Annotated in this window: 20 protein-coding genes and 1 riboswitch; of the genes, 15 read left to right on the forward strand and 5 right to left on the reverse strand. The window is 43.7% G+C overall.

From position 1 onward, the window contains the following. The first annotated feature begins 163 nt into the window (after nucleotides 1–163). The 4 genes from B5354_RS04225 (at nucleotide 164) to B5354_RS04240 (ending at nucleotide 5,571) form a co-directional block, all read left to right on the forward strand. The gene (locus B5354_RS04225) at nucleotides 164–1,534 is read left to right on the forward strand and encodes a sigma-54 interaction domain-containing protein (protein ID WP_342742962.1); all 1,371 of its coding nucleotides are present in this window, start codon (nucleotides 164–166) and stop codon (nucleotides 1,532–1,534) included. A 155-nt stretch (nucleotides 1,535–1,689) separates the two neighbouring features. After that, complete coding sequence (locus tag B5354_RS04230) at nucleotides 1,690–3,066, forward strand: YjiH family protein (protein WP_139377055.1); 1,377 nt, start codon at nucleotides 1,690–1,692, stop codon at nucleotides 3,064–3,066. 18 nt (nucleotides 3,067–3,084) lie between these two features. Further along, a complete protein-coding gene (locus tag B5354_RS04235; protein ID WP_079526208.1) occupies nucleotides 3,085–4,389 on the forward strand; it encodes an aspartate aminotransferase family protein in 1,305 nt (434 codons plus the stop codon). A 42-nt stretch (nucleotides 4,390–4,431) separates the two neighbouring features. Then, nucleotides 4,432–5,571: an alpha-hydroxy-acid oxidizing protein gene (locus B5354_RS04240; protein WP_079526210.1), complete on the forward strand. Its 1,140-nt coding sequence runs from the start codon at nucleotides 4,432–4,434 to the stop codon at nucleotides 5,569–5,571. Nucleotides 5,572–5,660: 89 nt separating this feature from the next. Here B5354_RS04240 and B5354_RS04245 read toward each other — a convergent pair whose 3' ends face one another. After that, nucleotides 5,661–7,055: an FAD-binding oxidoreductase gene (locus tag B5354_RS04245; protein ID WP_079526212.1), complete on the reverse strand. Its 1,395-nt coding sequence runs from the start codon at nucleotides 7,053–7,055 to the stop codon at nucleotides 5,661–5,663. Nucleotides 7,056–7,325: 270 nt separating this feature from the next. On the opposite strand from B5354_RS04245, the gene B5354_RS04250 reads away from it, so the two are divergent. Continuing rightward, nucleotides 7,326–8,300, forward strand: coding sequence for a cation diffusion facilitator family transporter (locus B5354_RS04250; protein WP_079526214.1), 975 nt, complete (start codon nucleotides 7,326–7,328; stop codon nucleotides 8,298–8,300). Between the two features lie 191 nt (nucleotides 8,301–8,491). After that, nucleotides 8,492–8,968: a ribonuclease E activity regulator RraA gene (rraA, locus tag B5354_RS04255; RefSeq protein WP_079526216.1), complete on the forward strand. Its 477-nt coding sequence runs from the start codon at nucleotides 8,492–8,494 to the stop codon at nucleotides 8,966–8,968. Between the two features lie 235 nt (nucleotides 8,969–9,203). Here rraA and bioD read toward each other — a convergent pair whose 3' ends face one another. The 3 genes from bioD to bioA are packed head-to-tail and all read right to left on the reverse strand — an operon-like array spanning nucleotide 9,204 to nucleotide 12,414. Further along, nucleotides 9,204–9,890, reverse strand: coding sequence for a dethiobiotin synthase (gene bioD / locus B5354_RS04260; RefSeq protein ID WP_079526218.1), 687 nt, complete (start codon nucleotides 9,888–9,890; stop codon nucleotides 9,204–9,206). Next, nucleotides 9,891–11,069 (reverse strand): 8-amino-7-oxononanoate synthase, encoded by a 1,179-nt coding sequence (bioF, locus tag B5354_RS04265; protein WP_245804701.1) that lies wholly within the window; start codon nucleotides 11,067–11,069, stop codon nucleotides 9,891–9,893. It abuts the gene before it with no gap. Further along, entirely contained in the window at nucleotides 11,050–12,414 is a 1,365-nt protein-coding gene (gene bioA / locus B5354_RS04270; protein WP_079526220.1) for an adenosylmethionine--8-amino-7-oxononanoate transaminase, read from the reverse strand. Before bioA ends, bioF begins: the two co-directional genes overlap by 20 nt. Nucleotides 12,415–12,641: 227 nt before the next feature. Continuing rightward, nucleotides 12,642–12,743, forward strand: a riboswitch (TPP riboswitch). 118 nt (nucleotides 12,744–12,861) lie between these two features. Here bioA and B5354_RS04275 point away from each other — a divergent pair. Then, entirely contained in the window at nucleotides 12,862–14,157 is a 1,296-nt protein-coding gene (locus B5354_RS04275; RefSeq protein ID WP_079526221.1) for an acetylornithine deacetylase, read from the forward strand. Then, nucleotides 14,154–14,828: a thiaminase II gene (gene tenA, locus B5354_RS04280; protein ID WP_079526223.1), complete on the forward strand. Its 675-nt coding sequence runs from the start codon at nucleotides 14,154–14,156 to the stop codon at nucleotides 14,826–14,828. Before B5354_RS04275 ends, tenA begins: the two co-directional genes overlap by 4 nt. Nucleotides 14,829–14,909: 81 nt before the next feature. Here tenA and B5354_RS04285 read toward each other — a convergent pair whose 3' ends face one another. Further along, nucleotides 14,910–15,581: a GntR family transcriptional regulator gene (locus tag B5354_RS04285; RefSeq protein WP_079526225.1), complete on the reverse strand. Its 672-nt coding sequence runs from the start codon at nucleotides 15,579–15,581 to the stop codon at nucleotides 14,910–14,912. Nucleotides 15,582–15,950: 369 nt separating this feature from the next. Here B5354_RS04285 and B5354_RS04290 point away from each other — a divergent pair, with 369 nt between their 5' ends. From B5354_RS04290 to B5354_RS04320, 7 genes are all read left to right on the forward strand, one after another. After that, nucleotides 15,951–17,147 carry a CaiB/BaiF CoA transferase family protein gene (locus B5354_RS04290; RefSeq protein ID WP_079526227.1) on the forward strand — a complete coding sequence of 399 codons (1,197 nt, stop codon included), beginning with the start codon at nucleotides 15,951–15,953 and terminating at the stop codon, nucleotides 17,145–17,147. 25 nt (nucleotides 17,148–17,172) lie between these two features. After that, the gene (locus B5354_RS04295; protein ID WP_217700246.1) at nucleotides 17,173–18,087 is read left to right on the forward strand and encodes a hydroxymethylglutaryl-CoA lyase; all 915 of its coding nucleotides are present in this window, start codon (nucleotides 17,173–17,175) and stop codon (nucleotides 18,085–18,087) included. Between the two features lie 86 nt (nucleotides 18,088–18,173). After that, entirely contained in the window at nucleotides 18,174–18,416 is a 243-nt protein-coding gene (locus tag B5354_RS04300; protein WP_079526231.1) for a hypothetical protein, read from the forward strand. Between the two features lie 3 nt (nucleotides 18,417–18,419). Continuing rightward, a complete protein-coding gene (locus B5354_RS04305; RefSeq protein WP_079526233.1) occupies nucleotides 18,420–19,907 on the forward strand; it encodes a sodium:solute symporter family protein in 1,488 nt (495 codons plus the stop codon). Nucleotides 19,908–20,075: 168 nt separating this feature from the next. Beyond that, a complete protein-coding gene (locus B5354_RS04310) occupies nucleotides 20,076–21,323 on the forward strand; it encodes an MFS transporter (protein ID WP_079526234.1) in 1,248 nt (415 codons plus the stop codon). A 35-nt stretch (nucleotides 21,324–21,358) separates the two neighbouring features. Then, nucleotides 21,359–21,967 carry a flavin reductase family protein gene (locus B5354_RS04315; protein WP_079526236.1) on the forward strand — a complete coding sequence of 203 codons (609 nt, stop codon included), beginning with the start codon at nucleotides 21,359–21,361 and terminating at the stop codon, nucleotides 21,965–21,967. Nucleotides 21,968–22,159: 192 nt separating this feature from the next. Then, nucleotides 22,160–22,846, forward strand: a complete 687-nt coding sequence (locus tag B5354_RS04320; RefSeq protein ID WP_079526238.1) for an N-acetylmannosamine-6-phosphate 2-epimerase — start codon at nucleotides 22,160–22,162, stop codon at nucleotides 22,844–22,846. Nucleotides 22,847–22,854 lie beyond the last annotated feature (8 nt).

The following is a 22,854-nucleotide window of genomic DNA, read 5'->3' on the forward strand; positions in this document are numbered from 1 at the left end:
AATTTTGCGGTAGAATGTAATACATGCTTCAAAAATACCTCGGAAATTCAAAAGTGAATACATGCCGAGGAATTAGTCATATAAACAAATTCACCCTAAATACAGGTGATTCTATTCAATTATGAATAATTCTGCTCGTGTAAGATCCATGGGAGGGAAATACGTGGGAACAGATACTTGGAATGAATATCAAGCCATTCTTCATTCATTGAAAGATGACATTATTGTCACAAAGCCGGACGGAACGATTATGATCGCAAGTGAGGCTGCAGGAGAAATCTACGGGATGGAGGCTGATCATTTAGTTGGGCTGTCGGTGTTTGATTTAGAAAAAGATGGCGTGTTTACACCCCTTGCGACGCCGATGGTATTACGACTGAAAAAGCGCGTCACCTTCATTCAAACGGCTGCAAGTGGAAAGAAGTTGATGGTCACGGCGCTTCCTGTACAGGGCCCTGATGGTGAGATCACGCGTGTTGTGAGTTATTCACATGACATCACCGAGCTTAAGGAATTGAAGTCTTATATTGCTGACATGGAAGATGAAATGAAGCAGGTCCAGAACGAACTCGACCGTGTGAAACAAAAACAGCTTTTCAAAGAAGGCATTGTGTCAAAGAGTCACAAAATGCAGCAGATCATTCAAACCGCCGATCAGGTTGCGGATGTTGATGTGAATGTACTGCTGCTAGGAGAGTCAGGTGTCGGAAAATCGTCGCTCGCTCAATTTATTCATAACCGAAGTTCGCGAAAGAATGGACCATTTATTGAGATCAATGCGGGTGCAATTTCTGAATCGTTGTTTGAGGCTGAGTTATTTGGATATGTAGATGGTGCTTTTACAGGGGCTAAAAAAGGCGGCAGTAAAGGATTTGCCGAACTAGCTGAAGGTGGAACGCTGTTTATCGATGAAATTGGGGAACTTTCCCAGCAGAATCAAGTTAAATTATTAAAGCTTATTCAAGAAAAGCAATTTTACCGGGTTGGCGGGCGCGAGTTAAGGACAGCTGATTTCCGTTTAATTACCGCTACCAATAAAGATCTATCGGAGTCGATTGCTAAACATGAGTTTCGTGAAGATTTTTATTTCCGTATCAACGTTGTTCCAATTCATATTCCTCCCCTAAGGGAACGTCCCGACGATATTCCGGCTCTGATTGATCATATGATGGAGACCGTTTCCGATAAATATCGGAAGAAGAAAGTCCTCGACGGGGTAGTGTGGCAGGAACTGCTGCTGAATCGATGGACAGGCAATGTCCGAGAGTTGATTAATGTCATCGAACGCCTTGTAGTCACGTCTGTCGGGGAAGTGATTACGTTAGAGGATTTGCCGGCAGAGTATTGTAATAACACAGCGGTACGATTTGATAAACAGCCAGAGGAAACGTTGCCAGACACATTGGCTCGTGTTGAGAGACAAATTTTATTCGAAGCTAAGCAGCGCTATCAATCAACCGTAAAGATGGCGGAGTACCTGGGGATTAGTCAACCATCTGTATTTAGAAAATTACGAAAACATGAAATAAACTAAAAGTTTGGCATGATAATTGCACTATTATAGAGTAAGTACTTTTTCATCAGACTGCTGAAGCAGATGATCATGATCACATACACTGCTGTAGCAGGGCTGATCCCGGCTTATTCAAAAGTGAATAGCTGGATATAAAGATGGGGAGGGAGTTTATTATGGAACCAAAAAGAAGTACATTGATGTCAGAAGAACCCGCCGTAAGAAGAGCAGATATGTGGAAGTTTATCATTCCATCACTGCTCGGGTTGCTGCTGTTTCTCATCCCGATTCCGTTTGATGGCAAGATTACGATCGGGGTCGGCGTATTTGCTGAAACGTTTCAAGGAGCGTTTGAAAATTATCTTGTTGAAACGATGACTGTCGTCCTAGTTCTGTCAGCTGTTGGGGCTTTGTTCGCTAAACTTGCCCAGCCTGCTTTTATTGTGGACAGGCCTTTTATGAAAGGATTATTTGACATTGGCTGGGGCTGGGTGATCACACGGATTGTTGCTGCAATTTTTGCGATCTTAACTCTATTCCAACTTGGTCCGAGTGTGATTCATTCAGACTTAACCGGTGGTACGGTGCTGTACTCTTTAATTCCCGTATTGACGACCTGGTTCTTATTTGCAGGCTTTCTCATGCCGTTACTCATGGATTTCGGGTTGATGGATTTTTTCGGAACGATGTGCAGGAAAGTCATGCGTCCGTTATTCAGAGTGCCGGGCCGTTCTTCGATTGATGCCCTTGCTTCGTGGATGGGCGCTGGTACTGTCGGTGTCTTGATTACCACTCAGCAGTATGAAAGCGGCTATTACACGAAGCGGGAAGCAGCGATCATCGCCACGAACTTTTCGATCAACTCGATTGCCTTCAGTCTGGTTGTGATTAGTTTTATCGGACTGGAAGATATGTTCGTGCCCTTCTATCTGACGGTTGCGTTCTCAAGTATCGTAGCGGCGATTATCTGCCCGCGTATTCCGCCCCTTTCGAGAAAAGAGGATACGTATTATGAGGGAACAGGCCAGCAGATTTCTGAAGATATGCCTGAGGATACTTCACATGTGAAGTGGGGTTTTCAAAAAGCTGTCGAGCAGGCTTCTAAGGTTAAAAGTGGTAGTGATGTTGTAAAAAGCGGTGTGAAGACCGTGGCCGATATTTACTTAGGATTGCTGCCGCTCGTTATGGCTCTTGGAACAGTGGCTTTAATCATCGCGGAATTCACACCGATCTTTGACTATATTTCCTATCCGCTCATTCCGATTCTCGAGTTCATGCAAATTCCTCAAGCGGCTGAGGCGGCACCAGCGATGCTCGTTGGGTTTGCTGATATGTTCCTGCCGGCCGTTATTGGTGCAGGAATTGAAGCAGAACTGACGAAATTCGTTATCGCCTGTATTTCTCTAACCCAGCTGATTTATATGTCGGAAATCGGTATGCTGCTGATTAAATCAGAAATTCCGATTACCGTCGGCGAACTGTTCATCATTTTTCTACAGAGAACCGTTATTACACTACCAATCATCGTAGCCATTGCTCATATAATTTTTTAAAAAGGATGGATGTTCAACATGTCTACTAAACTGAAAGAATTATTCCCGCAAATGTCCAACTTGCTTGCCCCAAGCATGGCAAAAGATCATCCGAATCTGCCGGTTGTTAAAGAAGAAGGCTGCTATTATTACGGGGAAGACGGCAAGGAGTATCTTGATTTTACATCAGGGATCGCCGTAACTAACGTCGGTCACCGTCATCCTAAAGTGGTCCAGGCGATTAAAGACGGTGCGGACCAGCTGACACATGGTCCTTCTGGCGTAATTATGTATGAGTCGATTCTCGAGCTGTCCAAACGGCTGGGAGAGAGGCTGCCTGGTGAACTGGATTGTTTCTTTTATGGAAATAGCGGGGCTGAAGCTATTGAAGGAGCCCTTAAACTGGCGCGTCATGTAACAGAGCGTCCTTATGCGGTCTCTTTTACCGGAGGATTCCACGGCCGTTCTATGGGGGCTCTTAGTGTCAGTACTTCAAAAAGCAAATACCGTAAATTCCAGCAGCCGAACGGGCTGACCTATCAAATTCCGTATGCTGATCCAAAAGAGGGGGCTGAAGAACAGTGTATCGAGCAGCTTGAAGCGGATTTCGAGCGGTTGTTTGATCATCAGGTGACCCCGGAGGAAGTGGCTTGTGTCATTGTCGAACCTGTACTCGGCGAAGGCGGTTATGTTGTCCCGCCAGCTGGCTGGTTGAAAAAAGTACGAGAAATTTGTGATGAACACGGCATCTTGTTGATTTTTGATGAAGTGCAGACTGGCTTCGGCCGTACCGGTGAATGGTTCGCCGCCCAGACCTTTGGGGTCACCCCTGATATCATGGCGATTGCCAAAGGAATCGCAAGCGGGATGCCGCTAAGCGCCACCGTGGCCTCAAAAGAACTTATGTCCCAGTGGCCGCTCGGCAGCCATGCGACAACGTTTGGCGGTAATCCGATCGCCTGTGCGGCTGCGCTCGCTACGCTTGATGTTATAGAGGAAGAAGATCTGCTCGACAATGCCCGTACTCAAGGAGCCTACGCCATCGAGAAACTGCGTGAGCTCAAGCAGAAGTATTCATGTATTGGCGGCGTTCGTGGTGTTGGTCTGATGATCGGTTTCGATATTGTTGATCCGGAAACAGGAGAACCTGACAGTGACGGGATGATGAATATTCTTAATCTTGCACTTGAAAAAGGGGTATTGTTCTATCTCGGAGGCAAGCATGCCAACGTGATCCGGATGATTCCGCCATTGATTGTGACGAAAGATCAAATTGATCAGGGACTGCAGGCTTTAGAAGCAGCGGTTATTGAGCATGAGAAGGAATTGGTGATGAATAAATAACGCATTACCATTAATTTTTCTAATTGAGATGGGGGTGTTAAGTTGGTTAATCATCTTTCGGAAAATGATACTTCTTCACTTGAAAATTCGTTTGAGGAATGGGAAGAGAGTGCAGAAAAATGCCTCAGAAATGAAGCCTTTGATTATATTGCAAGAGGATCGGGAGCGGAGGAAACGATGAAGGCCAATGTTGAAGCGTTTCAAAAATGGAGAATCCGTCCTCGTGTATTGCGTGATGTGTCTGAAAGAGATTTATCCGTATCTTTATTCGGTCATACTGTTTCTTCCCCTCTTTTGTTCGCACCCATCGGTGTTCAGGCAATCGTTCATCCACAAGGAGAATTGGCTTCTGCAAAGGCTGCCTCAGAAATGGGGGCGTTATTCATTACGAGCAGTGCTTCTTCTTTTTCAATGGAGGAAATCGCCGCTGAGATGGAGGACAGCCCCAGGTGGTTTCAGCTGTATTGCTCCCTTGATGATAGTGTAACAAAAAGCTTAGTTCAACGGGCGGAAGCATGCGGGTATTCTGCGATTGTAATTACTGTCGATACACCGATGCTTGGGTTCCGCGAAGCAGATCTTAGGAATGGCTACTCTCCTCTTGAGGAAGCGAAAGGGATTGGCAACTATATAACGGATCCTGCCTTTTGCAAACTGTTAAAGAAAGTACCTCAGGAGGATTTGTCTGAAGCAATCCAAAAACAAATCGACATCATCGACAAACCAGGTCTTACGTGGGAGGATATTGAGAAAGTAAGGACCTACACACATCTGCCCATCTTACTAAAAGGCGTTGTTCATCCCGACGATGCCAAAAAGGCTGTGGACTATAATCTTGATGGTCTTATTGTTTCTAATCACGGTGGTCGTCAGCTTGACAGCGCTATTTCTTCACTGGATGCACTCGTTCAAATACAAAAGGTGGTATACGACAGAATTCCTATATTAGTTGATGGAGGAGTTCGACGGGGAACCGACGTAATCAAAGCACTTGCCTTAGGTGCCAAGGCCGTACTAGTAGGACGACCTTATGTTTATGGATTAACCAAAGGAAAAGCGGGGGTTAAGCGAGTCATTCAGCATATTCTTAATGAAACAGATATTACGATGGCGCTCTCGGGTGTACGATCTGTGAAGGAAATAGATTCTTCGCTGCTTGTAAAAGTGAATGAAGAGATGTAGGTGTAATATTACGGAAAACAGCTCTGGAGGATTTCCAGAGCTGTTTTTTTGAGCAATTATAAATTATTATTGACTGCCTTCTAGAAATTTTATAAATCCGTCTTTTTCTGATGGACGAGCTTATGAGGATTAAGAATCTCTTTCTCATCTAAAGCCGACTTGATTTTTTTCATGACTCGTAACGCTTCGCCATGTTCTCTTTGCTGGTATTTCATTTTACCAACACCTACTCCATGTTCACCTGTACAAGTGCCGCCGCGTTGCAAAGCATAGTCAACAATTTGCTCATTTAACTGTTCAGCTTTTTTCACTTCATTTGGGTCATCCATATCCATCATAAGCAGAATGTGATAGTTTCCATCTCCCACATGACCCGTAATTCCCCCGTTAAGCCCAAGTTCATTCACTTTTTCCCTGGCGTGCTCAATCGCACCTGCAAGTTCAGAGATGGGCACACAAACATCGGTTACCATTAATTTTTTACCTGGATTTCCATGTACATAAGCATAAGCGAGGTTGTGTCTTGCTTCCCATAAGCGATTTCTCACTGCATTATCTTGTTCAAAAAGAATCTCTTCACACTGGTGATCCGCTACGATTTCTTTCGTAAACTCTACGTCATAATTAAGCCCTGCTTCGTTTCCGTGAAATTCTAAAAATAAAGTAGGCTGCTCTTTATAATGTGTTTCACTGAACATGTTCACTTGCTTCATGGATGGCTCATCGACGAGCTCTACTCTTGCAATCGGAACCCCAGCCTGCAAAATTGATACAACGGCTTCCACTGCATCATTGACGCTAGGAAAGGAAGCTCTCGCTGCCACAACATGCTCGGGAATTCCGTACACCTTTAACGTTAGTTCGGTAATGCACCCTAACGTTCCCTCTGAACCTACAAAGAGACTGTTTAAGTTGTAGCCTGATGAAGACTTTTGGGCAAGGCTGCCCGTATGAATGAGTTCCCCATTAGCAAGAACGACTTCTAAATCACGTACTTGATCCCGCATCACCCCATACTTTACCGATGTCGTACCACTGGCGTTGGTCGCAGCCATGCCGCCTAACGTAGCGTCCGCACCTGGATCAACGGAGAAGAAAAGTCCGTATTTTTTAAGTTCTTTATTCAATTGTGACCGCGTGACGCCTGGCTGAACTTTGACGAGAAAGTCTTTCTCCCGGACCACAAGGACTTTGTTCATTTGTGAAAAGTCGATCGTAATTCCATGATCATACGGAATAACATGTCCCTCTAGACTTGTGCCTAAGCCATAAGGAATGATCGGGGTCTGATAAGCATTTGCAACGTTAACGACTGCGTTCACCTCGTCAGTATTCTCAGGAAACACAACCAAATCTGGCGGACTCACTTTGTGATACGATTCGTCATGACTATGCTGTTCGATTTGGGTTTCATTTTTGGAAACTTGATGTTCTTTTAAAAATGTTCTTAATTCCTCATAAAGATTGCTGTCTGTTAAGTTCATATCGAAGTCCCCTTCTAAAAATGTTTGTTCATAACTCATCAGATTAAGGTCTATTAAATGTAATTATACTAAATAGTCAAAACATTACAATCAATGGGAAGAAGACGTTATAGCACATTTGGCATCCTGGTCCACTCCGGGATGTTTCTTTGGGTTTTTTTGTATGAAATTCCACGAACAGCGATTTTTTTCATCGATCTAAGGAAGGCTAAAGAGTAGTTCTTCGACGGAATCATGGACTTAAAAGTACAACCTGAAAGGAGTATAACCATGACGGAATTCCTGGGGTTATTAAAAGAAGGTAATAAATCTGCTCTAATGGCGAGCATAATGAACGCAATTATAGCTATAATCAAAGCCATTGCTTTTTTTATAACAGGCAACGTGGCCATGTTTGCCGAGATGATGCACAGCATTGGTGATACAGCTAACCAATCTTTTGTATTTATTGGATCTGCTTTAAGTAAAAAAGCTCCAACTGATCGTTTTCCGGGTGGCTTTGCGCGATTAGTGAACTTAGTATTACTTGGGGCCGTATTGATTGTCGGCATTTTAGCGTATGAAACAGTAAAAGAAGGAATCCACCATATTATCGATCCTCCTGAATCTAACTCATGGTTTTGGTTAAATATAGCTGTTCTAGGGGTTGCGGCTATCTTAGAATCTGTCGTTTTGGTTAAGGCGATGAAAGAAATAACCGCAGACATGGCAGGTGAAGAGATAAAAGGGTTTAGAGTTGTCATAGAGAGTTTCAAAAATATAGGCGATGCAAAACCAGCCACCAAGCTTGTGTTTTTAGAAGATATGGTAGCTACAGGTGGTGCGCTCATCGCCATCTTATCAATTGTTATTGGAACCTATACACCATTTCATGAAGCAGAAGGGTATGCGTCAGTCATTATTGGGCTCATGTTGTTTTACGTCGTGGGGAGAGTTTTCCTCGATAACGCTGCAGGTGTGTTGGGCGTTTCTGATGAAGAAATGGAGAAAATAATAGGGGAGCTTGTTTTTGCAGAAACCCATGTGAAAGATATACAAGAGATAATGGTAATTAAAGAAGGCGAGGAATTGCACGTTGAATTAAAAGTAGAATTCGATCCAGACATGTCCATCGCGAACGCTGCCGATATTCTGAAGAACATTGAGGAGAAGATTTTAAATGAGAAAGGGGTAACAGAGGTAATCATCGAGTCTGATCAGGATGATAAGGTGCAGAGTTGGAATAATCCAGACAAAGACACATAATATCCGCGGAAACGTATTGATCCCTCTATGATGTAAGGAAAGTTTTTATATAACAGGGTTAACTGCTATGATACAATTGTGAAAACGAAATGGAAGATTGTGGCGATGAACGCAATTTGTATCAGAGGCTGATTTTTACAGTGTTAAAAGCCTATGCACAAAACATTGAATGATAGGAGGAACGAATATCGATGAGCATTCAAACAGCGGATATTTGTGATACTCACCGTGAAAAAGTTCAAGTAGCAGATGGGGTGTTTAAACAATTCGGGAAAGTAAAATCCTTTTCCGGACCAGTTCATACCGTTAAGGTCTATGAGGATAATGTTCTTGTAAAAAAAGCGCTGCAAAGCATACCTGAAGGAAGTGTAATAGTCGTGGACGGAGGCGGTTCCCGCAAGTGTGCACTTCTAGGGGATAACTTGGCACATATAGCTATTACTAGAAAGCTGGCTGGGATTGTTGTTTATGGATGCATAAGGGACAGTGCCCAAGTCAATGAAATGGACATAGGAATTTTTTCGCTAGGAACAAATCCATTGAAGAGCAATAAACAAGGAAAAGGTCAGGAAAATGTTCCTGTACAATTTGCTGGGGTAAACATAGAGCCTGGTTTTCATCTTTATGCAGATGAAGATGGGATATTGGTTTCTGAGAATGAATTGTGAGCAGGAAACTGATGTAGATGAAAATATTTACGTGGAACTAAAATTTTTTGAGCACTGAAGAAAGAAGAAAATACAATCCTCTTTAAAAAGATATTACCATTTTAACTATATTTAATTTAAGACTTAAATGTAGTTAGTAACAGTATCCGCAGTCAGCTTGTACCAAGGCCGAGTGCAGATACTGTTTTTATCGGTATCATCATTGAGAGACAAATAAACAGCTTTTAATACTTGCTTACATCAAAGCCGATAGATCCATCTTAGCAAGAAATAACTCCGACAGCGTCTTCTTGTCCCTTTTATCAATTTGTGGAATGACTCCAAGCACAGGAACCTTGCAGAATTGCTCGATCAATTCAGGATTGGTATGTTCCGCAACTCCGGCCTTCTCGGAGTTAAAGCCATTTATGACCACGCCCAATACATTTAATCCGCATCTGCGGGCATAATCCACCGTTAAGAAAGTGTGGTTGACTGTACCGAGATTCGGACGTGCTACTACAAGCACAGGGAGGTTGATTTCCTTCATGATATCACTTACGAGAAAATCCTTCCCGTAAGGCACTGTAATGCCGCCTGCCCCTTCTACAATATTAAAGGAATGGCGATGTTTTATATGATTCCAGCTATTGATCACATCCGTCTTGTTTACGAAAATCCCTTGTCTTTTGGCGGCTAGATAAGGTGCCAATGGCTCCTCAAACTGAAAGGGGGTTATGTCTGATGGGGGGGACTTATCGCCGGACATAGATTTTAAAATCATTGTGTCACTTTCTGGATCTTCTCGATTGTCACCACTTAACATTGGCTTGAAAACACCAACATCAACATTTTTTTGTGATAATGCGGCAGCAATTCCTGCTGCAACAAATGTTTTTCCGATGCCTGTGTCCGTTCCCGTAACAAAAATGCCTTCTCCCAATTAAATCACCTCGAGTTTTTTTCCGACATTATAAAAGGTCTTGCAGATTTGCTGAATATCCTGTTCTGTATGTGCTGCCATGATCGTCATACGAATCCGGCTTTCCCCATTTGGCACACTTGGAGGTCGAATGGCAGGAGCAAATATCCCTTCTTTTTCCAAAGCCTTTGAAAAATACATCGACTTTTCGGATTCTCCAATAATTACAGGTAAAATAGGCGTATGCTCTCCTCTTATGTCAAAACCATAGTCGAGTAGCTCAGTTCGAATGAGGTGGATTAAGTGCTGCAAATGACTCTGAAGTTCTGGCGTGCTTTCGATAATATCAATGGCCTTGATTGTAGCTGCCATGATGCCAGGCGGGAGTGCTGTTTGAAAAATGAATGATCTTGCCCGATTTCTTAAATAGTCAATCAGCGGTCTTGATCCTGCGACAAAACCTCCTTCGGTACCGATGGCTTTACTAAATGTTCCCACTGTAACATCCACTGGCACATCGAAGTGATCAGCAGTACCTCTGCCGTTTTTGCCGATAACCCCTGTAGCATGGGCATCGTCTACAATGATATAGGCGTCATATTTCTCTGCCAGAACTTTAATCTCGCGTAACGGAGCAATGTTTCCGTCCATACTGAAGACACCATCCGTAACGATAAATCTTCGTCTGAAGTGTTGGTTATGGATTAACTTTACCTCTAAATCTTCCATATCCGTATGACGATAAACACTGGTTTTCGCTTTGCTGAGTCTGCATCCATCAATTATACTCGCGTGGTTGAACTGGTCGCTTAAAATGATATCCTCTGATCCTGCCAGGCTGGAAATTACTCCAATATTAGCAAGATATCCACTTGAGAAGACCAATGCTGCTTCTTCGTTTTTGAATTCAGCTATACGTTGCTCCAACTTTTCATGCCAGATTGTATTACCGGTCGTCAGCCTTGATCCGGTGCTTCCAACACCATATTCTTTCATAATCGTTACAGCTTCATCGGTCAGTCTCTTATCTCCCGCTAAACCTAAGTAATTGTTCGAGGAGGCCATAATGTTTTCTTTTCCATCAATATAAGACTTTTTTGACCGGGAAGAGGGGGAGATGGTCCTAAGTTGTCTGTATAACCCCTGGTTCTTAATCGCGTCAACTTCCTGTTCGAGCCACTTATGTGTGAGTCGCAGCAATCTGATGCGCCTCCTCCAATGTAACGATCTCAATAGCCTTCTTCATAATCTCAACCATTGCTTTTAAATCTTTTTCTGTACTGGCAAGAGGGGGCATAAAGACGACGACATCTCCCGTAGGTCTTGTCAAAAGTCCCAATTCCCGCATCTTTAAGGAAGCTTTATAGGCTGCCCTGCTTTCGAAAGGAAAAGGCTCTTTCCTTTCTTTGTCGTAAACGAGCTCAATCCCGCACATGAAGCCAAGCTGACGGATGTCTCCGATATGGGGGAGTTCTATTATCTCTTCAAACAATTCATGTAAATATTCGGATTTTCTGGCCACCTGCACAGTGATATTTTCTTTCTTAAATAATTGCAAGTTGGCTAATGCTGCTGCACAGCCAAGTTGATTACCGGTATAGGAATGACCATGAAAAAAGGTTTTCAGATTCGTGAAATCATCATAAAATGCTTCATAAATTTTCTCCGTTGTATATGTAATGGCAACAGGCAGATAACCCCCGGTAATTCCTTTCCCTGCTGCCATCAGGTCCGGTTCAACATCTTCGTGTTCACAGGCAAACATCTTGCCAGTCCGTCCGAATCCTGTAGCCACTTCATCGATAATCATGAGTACATTGTATTTGGTGCACAGCTCCCGAACGCCGGATAAGTAACCTTCGGGCATAACGATCATGCCGCCAGCACCTTGGACCATCGATTCGATGGTTAACCCAGCGATTTCTTCATGATGCTCCTTTAGTAACAATTCAAGTGTTTCGAGTGCTTCGTCACGGCATTTAGCCGGAGCATCTGCAGGGTAGCGATAGACATTCGGAACGGATGTTTTAAACCCTTCAAACATTAAAGGGCCGTAGACCTTATGAAAAATGTCAATCGCACCAACACTAACTGCCCCTATTGTATCCCCGTGATAACCATTCTGTACCGAAATAAACTTCTGTTTGTTTGGTTCGCCGATATTTTGCCAATATTGATAAGCCATTTTCACGGCAATTTCCATGGCTTCTGCACCGCTGTCAGAGTAAAAGACTCTGCTTAAGGAATCAGGAGCAATCTTAACTAATTCTTCCGCCAGTTCGGTAGCGGGTATATTCGTCATCCCAAGCAGGGTGGAATGTGCAATCTTATTCAGTTGATCGCGAACAGCATCATCCAACTCTTTTTTTCGATGTCCATGCACATTTAGCCAGACAGAAGAAAAAGCATCGTAATACTCTTTTCCATTAATGTCTTTAAGTTTAATGCCTTTTCCACTCTCAATAATTAATGGGTTTTCATCGTAATCTTTCATTTGTGTAAACGGCAGCCATAAATACTTTTTGCTTTTCTCAATCAAATTCATAATATCTCCTCCATCCTAGTTTAATGTTAACCATACAATAAATAAGTTTACATTAGTTAATTGATTTTTCAAGGAGGTTGATTTTCTTTATGAATTAAAAATTGGGTGGTGCTTTGGTATAAAAGAACGTGAAAGGATAACTGGAGGGAGCGGGAGTACCTTTAATAGTTTGCATAAATTTTCTATTCATGATAAATGTATCCTATAGTAACAATTACATATCATTCACCAAACACTAGGGGGGCTTCCGGGCTGAGAGGGACAATTGTTCCCGACCCTAACTACCTGATCTAGGTAATGCTAGCGAAGGGAAGTGGCGGGAGATTTGTATGGATTAATAGCTGATTCACTGCATCGTCTATTTTTTCCGTGTATATACGATCCAAAAGGCTGACCACTTTCTTATGAGAGTGGTTTTTTTATTGAAGAAAGAGGGGGGGAGATAGAGTGGAACATGCAATAGAAAAGGTCGCGGCTTTGGTGGACGAAAGGAAGGATGAGTTAATTGAGCTGCTAAGCACTTTGATCCAATTTGAAACACCCAGTCCTCCGGCGCGTAACACAAAAGGCGCTCAATCGTTCATGGCTGATTTTTTAGAAGGTAAAGGATTCACCGTTGACCAGTGGGAGGTGTATCCAAACGATCCGAACGTTGTTGGTACGTTACGAGGTGCGGAGTCGGACTGCTATAACAGTCTTATCATTAACGGCCATATTGATGTGGCTGAAATTGATGAACATGAAAATTGGGAGGCAGGGCCTTTCGTTCCGATCGTTACTGAAGAACATATAATGGGACGTGGTGCCGCTGATATGAAAGGTGGACTAGCTGGCGCATTATTTGCAATTCAATTGTTACGTGAAAGCGGTATCGAACTTCCGGGGGATGTAATTTTTCAATCAGTCATTGGAGAAGAAGTGGGGGAGGCAGGAACGTGGGAATGTTGCAAAAGAGGGTACGATGCTGACTTTGCCGTTGTCGTGGATACAAGTGACTTACATATTCAGGCACAAGGCGGTGTAATTACCGGATGGGTTACAATCAAGAGTCCAACCACTCACCATGATGCAACAAGAAGAAACATGATTCATGCAGGGGGAGATATGCGAGGAGCAAGTGCAATTGAGAAAATGATGAAGCTGGTGGAAGGGTTGCAGGAACTGGAACGCCACTGGGCCGTTACGAAGAGCTATCCTGGTTTTCCGCCAGGAGCCAATACGATTAACCCTGCTGTTATTAAGGGAGGACGGCATCCAGCTTTTGTTGCTGATGAATGCCGGTTATGGGTGACTGTTCATTTCTATCCAGATGAAACGCATGATCAAGTGGCCAGGGAGGTAGAGGAGCATTTATTAGAAGTTGCTAAAGGAGATCTTTGGCTGAGGGATCACCCTCCTGTGTTTGAGTGGGGAGGCACATCGATGATTGAGGATCGCGGCGAGATCTTTCCTTCTTTAGAAGTGGATCCTAATCATCCAGGAGTTCAAACATTGTCTCAATGTCATCAATCTCATTTCAACCGACAAACAGTTATGGACGTGTCTCCAACCGTAACAGATGGAGGATGGCTCGGCACTGCTAACATTCCGACAGCTATATACGGCCCGGGAAATTTAACGAATGCCCATGCGGTTAATGAGAAGCTGCCAATATCCCAGTTGATTGATTTCACAAAGGTGATGATCCAATTCATATATCAATGGTCTCATTCGAAAAAAGAAAACAAGGAGGACTTCCAATGAGTTTTAGTGATCGTTTATACAAAAAGGTACAGCCGATTTGGGAAAAGAATCATCAGCATCCGTTTGTGCAAGGGATTGGACACGGTACTCTTGAAAAAAGTAAGTTTCGTTTTTTTATGATTCAAGATTATTTGTACCTCGTGGATTTTGCAAAATTATTTGCCTTAGGGGCAGTAAAATCACATGATGTAGAAACGATGGGCAAGTTTGCAGAGCTGCTAGACTCTACGTTAAATGAAGAGATGGCTTTGCATCGACAATATGCTGAACAGTTTGGTATTACTACGGAAGAGTTGGAGACGGCAAAACCATCACCTGTCACACTGGCGTATTCTCATTATATGTTGCATGTTTCTGAAAATGGGAGGTTAGCTGAGTTAATTTGTGCTCTTCTTCCGTGTATGTGGAGTTATGCGGAGATCGGCAAAGAACTGAGTAAGATTCCTGGTGCGACGGAGCATGAATTCTATGGAGAATGGGTGAAGATGTATAGTTCGGATGATTTTGCTGCACTTTCTGAATGGCTGATTGCTTTGCTTAATGAAATTACGGAAGAAAAAAGCGATGAAGAACGATCCCGCCTCGAGGAAATCTTTTTAAATACGAGCCGGTTTGAGTACATGTTCTGGGACATGGCCTATTACGAAGCAATGTGGCCGACTGATAGCTAACCTTGTTCCGGAAGTCTTGTCTATATCTGCCTTACACATAAAAAGTTCCGCTCATCAGGATGTAGTTGAGCGGAACTATGATTACTTTAGACTCTCCTTAGCCGTATAGTGGTCATCAATATCATCGATCCGCAGTAGCACCTGATCGCGTCCATGATAAATATGCTCATGCATCGCTGCACGCGCCCGCTCCGTATCCTGTTCCTCGATCGCTTTCAAAATAACTTTATGTACATCAAGCGAGTGTCTTAACTGATATTCGTCAAACCAGTAGAAGGAACGGAATATTAATGGAACCACGACTACCTTTGATATGTGGGAATGAATATGCTGGTTTTGCGAAGCTTTTATAACGGCGTCATGGAATCCGTGGTTAATCTCTAAGATGTATTCAATGGTTGCTTCACCTGAGTCGAGGTAGCTATTGATCGCCTGTTCGTACCTCTCATTGGCTGTTCTCATTTCCTCTATGCCGTGTTCGGTTCGATGGATGGCCGCTTGAGCTGCAGCATAACCTTCTAATAATGTTCGTAAATCGTAAATTTGCTGAATATCTTGTTTGGTAAAGTGACGGACACGGACGCCCCTTTTCATCGACACCGTAAGTCCTTCTGATTCCAGTTGTTTAAGGGCCTCACGGATCGGCGTCCGGCTGATTTGCAATTTTTTTGCTAAAAATTCTTCAGTGAGTCGCATTTTCGGCGGGAATTCTCCATGAAGGATCGCTTTTTTAATAAATTCATATGCATTCATTGTCATAACACCTCATTTTTATTGTATACAAATGGAAAGAATGGTTCAATGTGAATTGCCATATTGTATACAAACACCCTCCTTTTAATAGAAAAATGTGCTATTTTCTTGCTTTTTAAGAATGTGGGTTGATTTACTGTATACAGAGTGCTACTATTAACGAAAGATTCAGAAATTTATGCATGCATAAACAAAGTGCTAAGGTCAATTAAATGTCCGCATTAGCACAAGGTGAGAGTAGAGAGCTTTTTTGCGTAATACAAGAAAGCGCTATCAAGATGGATTGGATTCATCCCCCAGATAAAGAAAATCCAGAATGATGGAAAAGCATTGATCTGCTTAACAAACTAGCACAAGAGGTGAGGTCGTATGGGTCAAAGCTTAGAAGGAGTTAAAGTTTTAGAGTTAGGCAGCTTAATTGCTGGTCCGTTTGCGGGAAGACTGATGGCTGAATTCGGGGCGGATGTTATCAAAGTAGAGCCGCCGAAGAAAGGTGATCCGCTCCGTGACTGGCGTCATATTTATGAAGGAACGTCACTCTGGTGGCGGCTTCAGTCTCGAAACAAAAAGTCGATTACCGTTGATTTAAAAAGTGAGGAAGGTCAGGAGATTATTAAATCACTGGTTCAAGAATGTGATATTCTCATCGAAAACTTCCGGCCGGGAACTTTAGAGAAATGGAACCTTGGTTATGAGGAATTATCCTCGATTAATCCGGGGCTTGTCATGGTAAGGGTGTCTGGCTACGGGCAAACCGGCCCTTACCGCGATAAGGCTGGATTTGGCAGCATCGGAGAATCGATGGGCGGGCTTCGTCATATCACAGGGAATCCCGAGCTCCCGCCAACGAGGGTCGGTGTCAGCCTTGGCGATTCGCTTGCGGCGATGTATTCGGTGATCGGGGCCATGATGGCGATCTATCATCGTGATGTAAAAGGTACTGGAAAAGGACAGGTTATTGATGTTGCCCTTTATGAAGCTGTCTTTAGTTTAATGGAAGGATCGCTTCCTGAATTTGATAAGCTTGGTGCCGTGCGTGAGCGGACAGGTTCTGCTCTTCCGGGGATCGCTCCTTCTAATACGTATCAATGCCGTGATGGGAAATACGTAGTCATTGGCGGAAATGGCGATGCGATTTTTAAACGATTAATGAATGCGATTGGGCATCCAGATTTGGCAGAGGACGAACGGTTCCAGACGAATAGCGGTCGTGCTAATCATGCAGATTATCTAGATGAAACGATTGAGGCTTGGACGAAAACGGTGGATTTTGAAACGGCTTTACAAACGCTTGATGAAGCGCGCGTTCCTGCTGGTCCGATTTACAGTATTGAAGACATCGTTAAAGATCCGCATTACTTGAGCAGGGAAATGATCCAGAATTTCAAACTCAACGAAGAAGAATCACTTAAAATCCCGGGAGTAGTGCCGAAGATGAGTGAAACGCCAGGGGAGACGAAGTGGCTTGGACCAGAACTCGGACAGCATACTGATGAAGTGATGCGAAGCTGGTTGACGTATGATGACGAGAAGATTCAGCAGTTGAAAGAGAAAGGAATCATCTAGCCAAAGGCTTGAGGAGGGAATAGTTGTGCAGCGAATTTATATTCAAGAAGTGGCGACGAGAGACGGGTTTCAAATTGAAGAACAGTTCGTTCCGACAGAGCAAAAGATTGAGTTAATTAATCAGCTGGGTGCAGCCGGAGTCGATAAAATTGAAGTGACGTCATTTGTGTCGCCAAAGGCGGTGCCTAACTTAAGGGATGCCGAGGAAGTTATGAACGGCATTGACCGCAAGCCAGGTGTCACCTATACAACCTTAATCCCCAATGCAAAAGGAGCTGAACGTGCAGTAGTCTGTGAGGCAGACGAAGTCAATTTGGTCGCATCTGTCAGTGATACCCACAACTTGAAGAATGTTCGTCGGACGGTGGATCAATCGTTTGCTGATTTTGACAACATCGCAAACGTGCTATCAGGAACGGGTATTCAGATAAACGGAACGCTGGCGACTACGTTTGGCTGTCCCTTTGAAGGAAGTATCGATGAAAACCGGGTGATGACCTTGATTGAACACTATCTTGAACTTGGAGCGAATGGAATCACACTTGCTGATACGACTGGCATGGCCACGCCGAAACAAGTCTATCAATTGTGTAAGCAGGTACTTGCCCGGTGGCCGGACTTGCCAGTGACCTTACATTTTCATAACACAAGAGGTATGGGACTCGCTAATGTGATGGAGGGGATCCGTGCAGGGGTCACGCGCTATGATGCCTCTTTAGGTGGGCTTGGCGGTTGTCCTTTTGCGCCGGGAGCAACCGGGAATATTTGTACTGAGGATCTCGTTCACATGCTGAGCTTTATGGATTATAAGATGAACGCTGATCTCGATCAGATCATCGCAGCCTCCAGGAATCTTGAGACGATTTTACAACGAGAAGTGCCAGGGCAAATTATCAAAGCAGGCAAAATCACCGATCTGCATGCCGTATCTTCTTTATAGAAAACGATGTTTACCTGGAGAAGCAATCGTGCCAGTTTTTTTATCATCTTTTGTCTGAATATTGGGAATTAAGGGAGGTTGGAAGTATGAGTAAACCGAAGAAAGAACCGATCAAGAATGGTAAGCTTTGGATCATTTTTGGAATTCTGTTTGCATTAATTAATCCATGGTATTTTCCGGAGGGTTCCTATCAGCCGCTGTTCTGGGGAATTCCATACTGGGCGCTGATCATCATTGCTGCCTCGCTCTTATTGTCGGCGTTTATCTCCTACGTGATCAAATACCAATGGCAGCTGGAAGAAGAGGAAGAAAAGAAGGAGGCGAAGTAATCCATGGAATTAGCATTTGCTGGCTGGTCTGGAATCTTAATTTTATTAATGTATGGTGCCATTATGCTCGGAGTCGGGGTCGCCACCTATTGGAAGAACAGAAATGTCCACGAAAGCCTTGATGAGTATTATCTTGGCGGCCGCGGACTCGGGGTTATGGTACTGTTCTTTACGTTCTTCGCTACCCAATATAGTGGAAACACAGTCATCGGGTACCCTCCGACGGCTTACCGGATGGGTTATGAGTATCTCGTATCTGTTCCTTATTTCATTTTGATTATTATGGTGTATTTATTGTTCGCACCAAGGATGTATTTGATGGGGAAAAAGTACAAACTGCTTACACCTGTCGATTGGATTGAGAAGCGATTTAAGTCGAAACCGGTATCGATACTGGCTGCCATTCTTATGCTGTATGCGTTAGGCAATTATTTATTAGAGCAGTTTGTAGCGATTGGACAAGGTGTGGCTGGTTTAACCGGCGGTACGATTCCTTATCAAGTCGGGGTTGTATTCTTCATTGTCATCATGTTGATTTACGGCTGGCTTGGCGGGATGCGCTCCGTTGCCTACACGGATACTATGCAGGGAATCGCATTATTGTTTGGTGTGTTCATGCTTCTCATAGGGTCGATCATCTACTTTGGCGGATTGCCGAATGCCGCTGATTATATGCAAGCTTACTCTCCTGAGAAATTAGGCGTGCCGGACGGGCCTGGTGCCGTCAACTGGTTCAGTTTATTAGTCCTTGTCGGAATTGGCGCCGCTGTTTATCCGCATGCGATTCAGAGAATATTCTCAGCTAAAAGTGAAAAAACGTTAAAGAAGTCTTTTACACAGATGGCTTGGATGCCTTTCCTTACAGCAGGGGTTGTCTTTATCGTCGGAATTATCGGGATCGCCGCGTTTCCGGATTTATCAACAGCTGAATCTGAAAAATTGGTTGGGATGTTAGCAAGTGCTATTGCTAATCAACACGTCATTTTCTACTGGGCGATGGTTCTGTTGTTTGGCGGAGTAATCGCAGCGATTGTTTCAACAGCTGATTCTGTATTGCTGACGTTCTCATCGATTGTTTCTAATGATCTATATGGGCGATACATTAACCCGAAAGCTTCAGAGAATAAGAAGATTCTAGTCGGTAAACTTGTTGGGGTAGCGGCTGTGGTGCTGCTGGTGATTATTGCCTGGTTCCCTCCAGCAACGTTGTATCAAATTTTCGTACTGAAATTCGAACTGTTAATTCAAGTGGCTCCGGCCATCATTTTAGGATTATACTGGAACCGTCTCCATCCGAAAGCAGTGTTTACAGGGATGCTGGTCGGTACGGTACTTGCTTCATTTATGACTTTTGCCAACATTACACCATTAGGCATATTTAGCGGTTTATGGGGACTGCTTGTCAACCTCTTGATTTGTGTGATTGGCAGTCTGTTTATGAGTGTATCTGTTGCAGAAAAGGAAGAAGCTGATCAAGTTGTAGGAATGTAAGGCTCAAATGAATCCATAGTAACCAGTCAATCCGTGGATTGGCTGGTTTGTCTATGAGTTGTGGTAACATTATGAAGTGAATTAGATAGTTTAGAAGTTGCTAGGAGAAAATAAAAGCGGATTACTTTTGCGTTATAGAATACTAGTTTAGAAAAGAGATGTCATAATATGAGAACAGTTGCAGTAAGTCCTGCACCGGCAAATATGACAAGTCCGTGGAAAATGCTGCTATGGCTGCTGATGGCTCAAATTATGGTTGCCTTTATTGGGCGCAGTCTTGGACCGCTTGGCGTGTTAATTGAAGAAGACTTATCGTTGTCGAAGGCCCAAGTTGGCCTGTTGCCATCAGCGCTTTTTCTAGGACAGGCACTGGCCTCTATTCCGGCTGGATTCGTTACGGATCGAGTTGGCTCAAGGCCGTTGTTGCTCGTGTTATCCTTATGCCTTGGCACAAGCTTCCTTGTTATGACGCTTCAGTCTGCCTTTTGGCTTGTGCTTCTCTTAGTGATGATTGGCGGGCTGGGGTATGGCGGCATGCACCCTACCACAAATCGAGGAATTATCTATTGGTTTTCACAAAAGCAGCGAGGAACCGCGATGGGGATTAAGCAAATGGGGATTACTTTTGGCTCAGCTCTCTCAGCTATTTTATTGTTGCCGCTCGCTGCTTCCTATGGCTGGAGACCTGTTGTGTTCATCGCCTGTTTAGGTTTAGTTGTAATAGGCTTGATAGCATTTTTGCTTTATCGTGATCCCTCTCAGCAAGCCGTGAAAAAAGAAAAGCCGACGTTTCGATCGGTTTATTCATCCATTCTAAGTATGGTTAAAAATAAAGCTTTATTACTCGTCAGCTTTAGTGCCATGGGGGTCAATGGATCACAGATGTGTTTAAATACTTATCTGGTTCTGTTCGCCTATGAACAGTTGGGCTTTAGCATCGTATTAGCAGGAATGCTGCTCGTTGTGTCGGAAGTTGGCGGATCTCTAGGCAGAGTAGGGTGGGGAGTGATCAGCGATCGTCTATTTGATGGAAAACGATTGATCATTCTTGTTTTCATTGCTTGCATCACCCTGGTTGCAAGTGTCGTCGTAGCCTTTATCCCGGCTGGTACACCCTTTTGGCTGCTGGTTCCCATTTTTCTCGTGTTTGGCTTCTCAGTTTCCGGGTTTAATGGCATCTGGATGAATCTGGCCTCAGAACTCGTCCCTAAGGAGCAGGCAGGATTATCAAGTGGGTTCAGTATTACCCTCGGTTCAATCGGAGTGATTCTCATCCCGCCCCTGTTCGGTGTTTTAGTTGACCAACATCAAAGCTACACACTTGGATGGCTGCTGATTTCGGGAATTATGGTAGTCGTGCTATTGATTTTAGCAAGTCTGTATTTTGTGAAAAAAGAAAATGCAACTTCTCATTAATATTGATTCATTTTTGCAAAAAGGAGATAGAAGATATGAGGTTTGACCCTTCAGAACATGAGACGAAAAATATCTATAAACTGTTATCAGGATCTGTCGTCCCCCGGCCGATTGCCTGGGTTTCCACGATATCTGACAGCGGGGTTCGCAACTTGGCGCCATTTAGTTTCTTCACCGTTGCATCAAGACAGCCGCCGATGCTCTGCATCTCAATTGGACCAGGGGTCGGGGCTAGAAAAGGAACCGTGAAAGACACCCTTGAAAATATACGTACAGGGAAAGAGTTTGTGATAAATATCTCATCCACCCCGCTAGGCAATGAGATGCAAAAAACCTCCGAGAACCTGGCGAGCGAGGTAGATGAGTTTGAGGAAGCGGGGCTTACCCCGATTTCAAGTGAAAAGATCAAACCGATGAGAGTTAAGGAAGCTCCGATTCAGATGGAATGTAAGCTGCACAAGATCGTTGAGCTCGGCAGTGACCATTTAATTATCGGTGAAATGGTGCTCTATCATATTCAGGAAGAGTATTATATGGAAGAATATAAGGTGGATTTTGAAAAGCTGCGGCCGTTAGGAAGGCTGGCAGCAAGCTTTAGTGAAAGTCGAGACTTTTTCTCGTTACCGAAGGACTATCTTAAATAATCATTGTTAGCATCCGCGCTGAAAAGCTTGTGAAAAAGCTAAAGCGCGGGTGCTTTTTTATGCGACTGCTTTCTAATGTATGCTAATTATCATTTTTAAAAATTAATTGACAGTTAATAATCATAATGTTATATTTCATGAAAGCGCTTTTCCATTTAGCTATTTGGAGTATGAACAGTAAGGAGATTCGTTATGAGCATTTTGGAACAACTCAACAGAAGATTAATCGTTTCCTGTCAGGCTTTAGAAGATGAACCGCTCCATAGTTCCTATATTATGAGCAAGATGGCCCTGGCAGCGAAACAGGGTGGAGCGTCTGGGATCAGGGCCAATACGGTAGTTGATATTCAGGCGATTAAGAAAGAAGTCAATCTTCCGATTATCGGAATTATCAAGAAAGATTTCCCGAACAGTAAGGTGTACATCACACCAACGATTTCTGAGGTGGAGGCTCTTTATCAGGAGGGGGTGGACATCATTGCATTTGATGCCACCAATCAGCAGCGTCCTGATGGAAAGAGTTTTCCGGAATTCTTTGCAGAAGTGAAAGCAAACTATCCGGATCAGTTTTTTATGGCGGATGTTTCGACACTTGAAGAAGGGGTGGAAGCAGAAAGGGCCGGAGTCGATATCGTTGCTCCAACTCTGGCCGGTTACACATCTTATTCTCAAGGAGCCGTACCGCTGGAGTTAGTCAGGCAGCTGATAGCGGGGCTTTCCGTCCCTGTCATTGCTGAAGGTAATTTTGACACACCGGAAAAAGCGAAACAGGCACTCGAGTTAGGAGCACATGCAGTAGTCGTTGGCAGTGCGATTACCCGTCCGCAATTGATAACAGAAAAATTCGCCGAAGCGGTAAAAGAAAAAACTTTTAAATAGAAAGGTGA

Source organism: Halobacillus hunanensis (assembly GCF_900166655.1).
Lineage (GTDB): Bacteria > Bacillota > Bacilli > Bacillales > Halobacillaceae > Halobacillus_A > Halobacillus_A hunanensis.

Coding starts and splice junctions, on each gene's coding strand:
- bioA (WP_079526220.1), bottom strand. CDS start 12,414: ATGAATTTGATTGAGAAAAGCAAAAAGTATTTATGGCTGCCGTTTACA.
- B5354_RS04320 (WP_079526238.1), top strand. CDS start 22,160: ATGAGCATTTTGGAACAACTCAACAGAAGATTAATCGTTTCCTGTCAG.
- B5354_RS04230 (WP_139377055.1), top strand. CDS start 1,690: ATGGAACCAAAAAGAAGTACATTGATGTCAGAAGAACCCGCCGTAAGA.
- B5354_RS04285 (WP_079526225.1), bottom strand. CDS start 15,581: ATGAATGCATATGAATTTATTAAAAAAGCGATCCTTCATGGAGAATTC.
- B5354_RS04290 (WP_079526227.1), top strand. CDS start 15,951: ATGGGTCAAAGCTTAGAAGGAGTTAAAGTTTTAGAGTTAGGCAGCTTA.
- B5354_RS04250 (WP_079526214.1), top strand. CDS start 7,326: ATGACGGAATTCCTGGGGTTATTAAAAGAAGGTAATAAATCTGCTCTA.
- B5354_RS04245 (WP_079526212.1), bottom strand. CDS start 7,055: ATGAACTTAACAGACAGCAATCTTTATGAGGAATTAAGAACATTTTTA.
- B5354_RS04305 (WP_079526233.1), top strand. CDS start 18,420: ATGGAATTAGCATTTGCTGGCTGGTCTGGAATCTTAATTTTATTAATG.
- B5354_RS04235 (WP_079526208.1), top strand. CDS start 3,085: ATGTCTACTAAACTGAAAGAATTATTCCCGCAAATGTCCAACTTGCTT.
- rraA (WP_079526216.1), top strand. CDS start 8,492: ATGAGCATTCAAACAGCGGATATTTGTGATACTCACCGTGAAAAAGTT.
- B5354_RS04310 (WP_079526234.1), top strand. CDS start 20,076: ATGAGAACAGTTGCAGTAAGTCCTGCACCGGCAAATATGACAAGTCCG.
- B5354_RS04315 (WP_079526236.1), top strand. CDS start 21,359: ATGAGGTTTGACCCTTCAGAACATGAGACGAAAAATATCTATAAACTG.
- tenA (WP_079526223.1), top strand. CDS start 14,154: ATGAGTTTTAGTGATCGTTTATACAAAAAGGTACAGCCGATTTGGGAA.
- B5354_RS04300 (WP_079526231.1), top strand. CDS start 18,174: ATGAGTAAACCGAAGAAAGAACCGATCAAGAATGGTAAGCTTTGGATC.